Source organism: Pseudomonas sp. PICF6 (assembly GCF_009831705.1).
Taxonomy (GTDB): Bacteria; Pseudomonadota; Gammaproteobacteria; order Pseudomonadales; family Pseudomonadaceae; genus Aquipseudomonas; species Aquipseudomonas rhizophila.
The window spans coordinates 208,838-216,157 of record NZ_WUUD01000035.1 but is presented as its reverse complement, the minus strand read 5'-3'; the positions used below and the strand labels follow the sequence as shown (position 1 = coordinate 216,157).

Genomic DNA, 7,320 nt, shown 5'->3' with positions numbered 1-7,320 from the left:
GATCAGCCGGGTTTTGCCGAGTGCTTCCTGCCCGACGGCCAAGCACCACAGGCCGGGGACAAAATCCGGCTCAAGGATCACGCCCGCACCCTGGAGCTGATCGCCCAAACCAAAGGCGAAGCGTTCTATCGCGGCGAACTGGCCCAAGCCATCATCGCCCATGCCAACGCCAATGGCAGCGTCATGAGCCTCGACGATCTGGCGACCCACACTGTGGACTGGATCGACACCCTGTCGGTGCCCTACGCCGGCGCCGTCGTTCATGAATTGCCACCTAATGGCCAGGGCATCGCTACCCTGTCCGGCCTGACTATGCTCGAAGCATTGGGCGTCGGCGAGCATCCAGTGGACAGCCTGGAAACCGTGCACCCAGTGTTGGAAGCCATGAAGCTGGCCCTTGCCGACCTGGACGAACACGTGGCGGATAACGACCACATGCGCGTGCCTTCCGAGCATCTGCTGGATAAAACCTACCTGATGGAGCGCGCCGGTCTCGTCACCGACAAGGCCGCCAATCCGGGGCATGGTTCGCCTAAACCGGGCGGCACCGTTTACCTGTCGGCGGCCGATGAAAGCGGCATGATGATCTCGTTCATCCAGTCCAATTACATGGGCTTCGGCTCAGGTGTCGTGGTGCCTGGCACCGGCATCAGCCTGCAAAACCGTGGCGCGGGCTTCTCCCTGGATCCGCAGCACGTCAACTACGTTGCACCGCGCAAACGTCCGTTCCACACCATAATCCCCGGCTTTGTGATGAACGCCGACGGCACGCCGTTGATGTCCTTCGGCCTGATGGGCGGCCCGATGCAGGCACAGGGTCACTTGCAGATGATGATGCGCATCCTGCGCTACAAACAGAACCCGCAAGCCGCCGCAGACGCACCGCGCTGGAGGCTCGAATCTGGCCTGAAAGTCGCAGTGGAACGTGCATTCGACCCACAGGTGGTCGAAGCCTTGCGTGCCAAAGGCCACGACATAGTTATCGAAGAACCTAACGGCGTATTCGCCTTTGGCGGCGCGCAGATTATCCAGCGCACCACTCATGGTTATGTGGGTGGCACTGATCCCCGGAAGGATGGTCTGGTGGCCGCGTACTGAAAGTACGAAGATCCTAGGCGCAACTGAGTTGCGCGTAGGATTATTCTCTGAAAACCGCTAATTCTCATCCCACCGCAAGCTATTGCCAACACGCTTTGCCGCCCAGGGCTCAGAACTGTGGCGAGCTTGCATTGGGTCTGTATTTCACAGGCACAAAAAAAAGCCACTCATCTGAGTGGCTTTTTTCTGAATCTTGGAGCGGGAAACGAGACTCGAACTCGCGACCCCGACCTTGGCAAGGTCGTGCTCTACCAACTGAGCTATTCCCGCGTCTTGGTGTGGCGCATTCTATAGATTCAGATTACGCCGTCAACCCTTTGATTCAAAAAACTTTTATTTCGGGTCTACGTCAGTGCGCAGATGCGGCCAGGCGGCGCGCAGGTACTGAACCATCGACCACAATGTCAGGCCTGCGGAGATCAGCAGCAATGCATAGCCCAACAGCACCCAGAAATTGAAGTTGGCCGGGTTGCCCAGCAGGATCACCAGCGCCAGCATCTGCGCGGCGGTTTTCCATTTGCCCAGGTTCGATACCGCCACCTGGGCACGGGCGCCCAGTTCGGCCATCCATTCGCGCAGTGCCGATACGACGATCTCGCGGCCAATGATCACCGCCGCCGGCAGGGTCAGCCAGAGGTTGCCGTGCTCCTGCACCAGCAGAACCAAGGCGACCGCGACCATCAGCTTGTCGGCCACAGGGTCCAGGAAGGCGCCGAAAGGCGTGCTCTGCTCCAGGCGTCGGGCCAGGTAGCCGTCCAGCCAGTCGGTGGCGGCGGCGAAGGCAAAGACCGAGGCGGAGGCCACATAGCTCCAGTGGTACGGCAAATAGAACAGCAAAATGAAGATCGGGATGAGCAGGACGCGGAGTACGGTAATCAGATTTGGGATATTCATCGGCACAACTGGCTGCGAGGTTGACGGGCATTCTACTCGCTATGCAGGCTTGCATAAATCGACTCAGCGAGCTTTTTACTGATACCGGGAGCTTTGGCTATCTCTTCGATGCTGGCACGAGACAGCTCCTGCAATCCACCAAAATGTTTCAATAGATCGCGACGTCGCGTCGGGCCGACCCCTGCCACACCTTCCAGCGTCGATGTACGGCGGGTCTTGCCCCGGCGGGCGCGGTGTCCGGTAATGGCGAAACGGTGTGCTTCGTCACGGATCTGCTGGATCAGGTGCAGCGCCGGCGAATCCCCTTTCAGGGTGAACTCATGGGCCGCATCGTTCAGGTACAAGGTCTCGAAACCGGCCTTGCGGGTGGCGCCCTTGGCCACGCCCAGCAGGATCAGGTCGGGGACCATCAGCTCGTTCAATACGTCGCGAGCCATGGACAGCTGGCCTTTGCCGCCGTCCACCAGCAGGATGTCCGGCAGCTTGCCCTCCCCGTCCTTGAGCTTGCCGAACCGGCGCATCAGCGCCTGATGCATCGCCGCATAATCATCGCCCGGGGTAACGCCCTCAATGTTGTAGCGCCGGTAATCGGACTTGATCGGGCCCTCCGGACCAAACACCACACAAGAGGCCACGGTCGCTTCGCCACTGGAGTGACTGATGTCGTAGCACTCCAGCCGCTGCGGCGGCTCGTCCAGGTTAAGGACATCGGCCAAGGCATCGAACCGTGCAGCCACATGCTGGCGGTTGGCCAAGCGTGCGCCAAGGGCCTGTTCGGCGTTGGTCACGGCCAGTTGCTGCCAGCGCGCCCGGGTGCCACGCACGCGATGGCTGATGGTCAGTTCACGACCACGAAGCTTGTCAATGGCCTCGACCAGGGCTGGGAAGTCTTCGTGGACCACATTGACGATCAACTCGGCAGGCAGGTCGCGCTCCGGGCTGCTGATGTAGTACTGGCCCAAAAACGCCGCCATGACTTCGGCCACGTCTTCCTCGATACCCACCTGGGGAAAGAAGTTCTTGCTGCCCAGCACCCGACCGCCGCGCACGCTAATCAGGTGAACGCAGGCGCCACCCGGGTTGATGAACGCGGCGATCACGTCAACGTCGCCGCTGCCGCCTTCCATGCTCTGCTGATCCTGCACGCGGCGAAGCAGCCCGATCTGGTCACGCAGCTCGGCAGCCCGCTCAAACTCAAGATTGACGGCCGCGTCCTCCATCGCCGCCGACAGTTCGTCGGTCAACGCATTGCTGCGACCTTCAAGAAACATCACCGAGTGGCGCACGTCTTCGGCGTAGACGTGGGGTTCGACGAACCCGACGCAAGGCGCTTTGCAGCGTTTGATCTGATATTGCAGGCATGGTCGGGTACGGTTCTTGTAATAGCTGTCTTCGCATTGGCGAACGAAGAAGGTCTTCTGCAACAGACTCAGGCTTTCACGGATCGCCCCAGCGCTGGGGTAAGGACCGAAATACCGGCCCTTGGCCTTCTTGGCCCCGCGGTGGATGCTCAGACGCGGAAATGCCCCGTCGGACAGGAACACGTACGGGTAGGACTTATCGTCACGCAGCAGAATATTGTACGGCGGCCGCCATTCCTTGATCAGCGTCTGCTCGAGCAGCAAGGCCTCGGTTTCATTGGCGGTGATGGTGGTTTCGACTTGCGCGATGCGCCCCACCAGGGCGGCGGTCTTTGGCGCGAGGCCGGTTTTACGAAAGTAACTGGCCAGACGCTTCTTGAGGTTCTTGGCCTTACCGACGTAAAGCAGACGCGCATCGCTGTCGAACATGCGATAGACGCCTGGGCGACCGCTGCATGTGGACAGGAAAGCACTTGGATCAAACAGTTCAGTCATTATCAGGCGCTGGCATCGACCATGCCGTGGCGCACCGCCAGCAGCGTCAACTCGACATCGCTGCTGATCGACAGCTTCTCGAAGATTCGGTAACGGTAGGTGTTGACGGTTTTAGGCGACAAGCACAGCTTATCGGAGATGATCTGCACCTTTTGGCAACCGACAATCATCAGGGCAATCTGGATTTCCCGTTCCGACAGCGCATCGAAGGGCGATTCATTGGTCGGCTGGAACGACTTGATTGCCAGCTGCTGGGCAATTTGCGGGCTGATGTAACGCTGACCGGCAAATACCAGGCGAATGGCCTGGACCATCTCGTTCAAGCCGGCGCCCTTGGTGAGGTAACCCGCAGCACCCGCCTGCAACAACCGGGTCGGGAACGGATCTTCTTCACACACGGTCACCGCGACCACCTTGATGTCCGGGTGGCTGCGCAGCAGTTTACGCGTGGCTTCAAGACCGCCGATGCCTGGCATCTTGACGTCCATCAGTACCACGTCGGGTTTCAGTTCACGCGCCTTGATAAGGGACTCTTCCCCGGATTCAGCCTGACCAACCACCTGCAGACCGTCGATATCAGCCAGCATTCGTGTAATGCCCGTACGGACGAGATCATGGTCGTCGACCACTAACACCCTAATCAAGCAGACACCTCACGATTTGGTCTTATTTGGGTTGCCCAACACCTTAGCAAAAACCATCCGGCAGACCTAGCGCAAAGGGACATATAAAAGTTACAACGCGTCTTTCACAGGCACGCAATCCGAGGCCTCAAGCCCTGGCGGCCCGTTCCATCCTCAGGAAACATTCATCCTCGCCGACCACCTGCAGCCCCATGCGCTCGTAGAGCACCCTGGCCGGATTGTTCTTGAAAACCGTCAGGCGTAACGCCGGGCGACGCTCCTGCATCATCATGTCCCAAACCTGACCGATCGCCCAGGTGCCGGCGCCCTGCCCCCGAAACGCCTCGGCAATCTGTAGCTCCCGGATATACAACGCCCGGGCATCACGACTCAGACTCACAAAACCCAACGCTTGCCCCTCGCGGCAGATGATCCAGTTCTGACGAATGATCCAGGCCAGATCGAATGCTTCGTCCTGCCATAACAAATCATGGTGCAAGTAATAGGGAAGCATGTTGATGCACGTCAGTTGCCGGGCAAAGGCGATGTCCTCGGCCGTTGCCGCACGCCACTGGAAACTCATGTGTACCTCTTCAAAGAATGGTCACCCATACGACTGGGCCCGATAACCGTCGGGCACCACAACTCGCTCAGGCCGAAAGCCAGATCGAGAGAAGGTGCAAACCCAAAGTTTGTCATAAAGCCCGCCGGACTCAAGCCAGGATGAACAATCACATGCCCACGATAGAATTTTCTGATTGAACCGGCCCGCCCTGCTCTAGTAAGCTCAGGGCCATTCATCGGAGACAGACCATGTTCAACGCCCTCGCATCGCTTCAAACCGCCAGCGCCCCGCGCTCGGTTGCGGCTGCCTGGGAGAACAGTGTTCAGACTCCGGTCAGCTTTTATTTTGGGTATTGGTTTAGCCACTGGCGCGCCTGATACCCAACCGGCGCCCAATTTAAACGGGTCGCCTTCCAGAGTTTTCTAACCCCCGGTCGGCCTCCCGACCGGGGGTTTTGTTTTTTCAGCCCCACACATTTTTGCGACACCAGACAAACTTGAGGATTGAGCCATGAACTACGCCACTTATTACCGTTACGACAGTTTTTCCGCCTGGCGATTTACCAGCCACCGCTCGGGACAGCCTGCCGCCTCCGATCGGTCACCTACCGGTGGCAAGCCTCAGTTGCGGGCCAATACGGCCAATTGTCGAACACCCCAATAGGGCCGGCGCGCGGGAATGAACCCGCTGCCCGCCCAGGAAACCAGATCATGAATTCGTCCGTCTCTGCTTTGCCGCTGTCCACGCTAAACCCTGCCAATGAAGCCCTGACCCTGCGTCTGCCCAGCTCATTGCAACTCAAGCAACAATTGCCCCTCAGCTCGGCGCTGAGCCAACAGGTCAATGCCCATCGCCAGGCAATCCGCGCGATCCTCGACGGCGAGGACTCCCGCCTGCTGGTCATTGTCGGCCCCTGCTCCATCCACGATCCGAAATCGGCCCTCGAATACGCTGCCAACCTGGCGCGCGTGGCCCATGAAGTCAGCGACAGCATGCTGCTGGTGATGCGCGCCTACGTGGAAAAACCCCGCACGACGGTAGGCTGGAAAGGCCTCGCTTACGACCCTGGCCTGGATGGCAGCGATGACATGGCCGGCGGCCTGACGCTGTCCCGGGAACTGATGCGCGAAATGCTCCAGTTGGGCCTGCCTGTGGCCACCGAACTGCTGCAACCCATGGCCGCCAACTACTTCGATGACCTGCTCAGTTGGGTCGCCATCGGCGCGCGTACCACCGAATCGCAGATCCACCGGGAAATGGCCAGCGGCCTGGGCATGCCGGTCGGTTTCAAGAACGGCACGGACGGCGGTGTTGGCATCGCCTGCGATGCCATGCGCTCGGCAGCCCATCCTCATCGGCATTTCGGCGTCGACAGCCAGGGGCATCCGGCGATCATCCAGACCCAGGGTAACCCCGACACTCATCTGGTGCTGCGCGGCGGTCATCGCGGGCCGAACTATGACCGCCAGAGCGTCACACAGATACACAATGACCTGACCCGCCTGAAAATACCGGCCCGGATCATGGTGGATTGCAGCCACGCCAACAGTGGCAAAGACCCGTTGCGCCAGCCTCAGGTGTTCAACGACGTCCTGGAACAGCGCCTGCAAGGAAACCACTCCCTCATCGGCATGATGCTGGAAAGCCACCTGTTCGAAGGTTGCCAGTCGTTGGGCCCGTCGCTGCGTTACGGCGTATCGGTGACCGATGGCTGCCTGGGTTGGGCGACCACCGAGCAACTGCTGCGTCAGGCCCATCGTCAACTGGTGTCGGCCTGAATCCTGAAAGCGCCCTCCCCAGCGAGGGCGCTCAGCTTTTTGTCTCGGAGCGAACCTGGACGGTGACCCACTCCGAATGCTGGCTCACATCGTCCAGGCGCTCGACCTGATAAAACAAGTGCACCGATCTGCCGCACTGGTCCTGCCAGAACGCCGCAGGCACTACAAAGGTCAGCGCTTGACCTGCCGTCGCCGCGGTGATTTCGCGCTCGGCGACATGCGCGTAACTGCCGTTGCACTGCAGCCAGACCAGCTCGCCAGCCTCAAGCCCGGCATCGTCGATGACGACACTCACCCCTTCCTGTAACCCGTCGACATCCAGCCCGCCCGCGTTCAATCCCGCAATCCGCGGCGCTTTCAGAGCAGGACGTCGCAAAGGCCCCAGGTGCAACGACAGGGGCTCGGCGCGACGCACCGAATGTCCGCGCCGGACGACATAGGTCAGGCTCAGGCTTTGACCCTCATGAGGGGCAATCAGCGAATGATCGATCCAGAACGCTACCTCG

At 60.0% G+C, this 7,320-nt stretch carries 6 protein-coding genes, 1 tRNA gene and 1 pseudogene; 2 read left to right on the top strand and 6 right to left on the bottom strand.

Annotated features, from left to right (window positions below; translation table 11 throughout):
* Positions 1 to 1,098 (top strand): gamma-glutamyltransferase family protein (locus GSM73_RS25575; RefSeq protein WP_256677093.1); only part of this gene is annotated, 1,098 nt, incomplete at its 5' end.
* Positions 1,099 to 1,292: 194 nt separating this feature from the next.
* Here the strand turns inward: GSM73_RS25575 and GSM73_RS25570 are convergent.
* From GSM73_RS25570 to GSM73_RS25550, 5 genes are all read right to left on the bottom strand, one after another.
* Positions 1,293 to 1,368 (bottom strand) — tRNA-Gly (locus GSM73_RS25570).
* Between the two features lie 63 nt (positions 1,369 to 1,431).
* Positions 1,432 to 1,992: a CDP-diacylglycerol--glycerol-3-phosphate 3-phosphatidyltransferase gene (gene pgsA / locus GSM73_RS25565; RefSeq protein WP_047227859.1), complete on the bottom strand. Its 561-nt coding sequence runs from the start codon at positions 1,990 to 1,992 to the stop codon at positions 1,432 to 1,434.
* A gap of 32 nt (positions 1,993 to 2,024) precedes the next feature.
* The gene (gene uvrC / locus GSM73_RS25560; RefSeq protein WP_139049667.1) at positions 2,025 to 3,848 is read right to left on the bottom strand and encodes an excinuclease ABC subunit UvrC; all 1,824 of its coding nucleotides are present in this window, start codon (positions 3,846 to 3,848) and stop codon (positions 2,025 to 2,027) included.
* Positions 3,849 to 3,850: 2 nt separating this feature from the next.
* The gene (uvrY, locus tag GSM73_RS25555) at positions 3,851 to 4,492 is read right to left on the bottom strand and encodes a UvrY/SirA/GacA family response regulator transcription factor (RefSeq protein WP_024781217.1); all 642 of its coding nucleotides are present in this window, start codon (positions 4,490 to 4,492) and stop codon (positions 3,851 to 3,853) included.
* Positions 4,493 to 4,619: 127 nt separating this feature from the next.
* Entirely contained in the window at positions 4,620 to 5,054 is a 435-nt protein-coding gene (locus tag GSM73_RS25550) for an N-acetyltransferase (protein WP_076384052.1), read from the bottom strand.
* Between the two features lie 692 nt (positions 5,055 to 5,746).
* Here GSM73_RS25550 and GSM73_RS25545 point away from each other — a divergent pair.
* Positions 5,747 to 6,814: a 3-deoxy-7-phosphoheptulonate synthase gene (locus tag GSM73_RS25545; RefSeq protein WP_160894203.1), complete on the top strand. Its 1,068-nt coding sequence runs from the start codon at positions 5,747 to 5,749 to the stop codon at positions 6,812 to 6,814.
* A gap of 31 nt (positions 6,815 to 6,845) precedes the next feature.
* Here the strand turns inward: GSM73_RS25545 and GSM73_RS27990 are convergent.
* Positions 6,846 to 7,320, bottom strand: a pseudogene (locus GSM73_RS27990) (hypothetical protein); the annotation flags it as partial.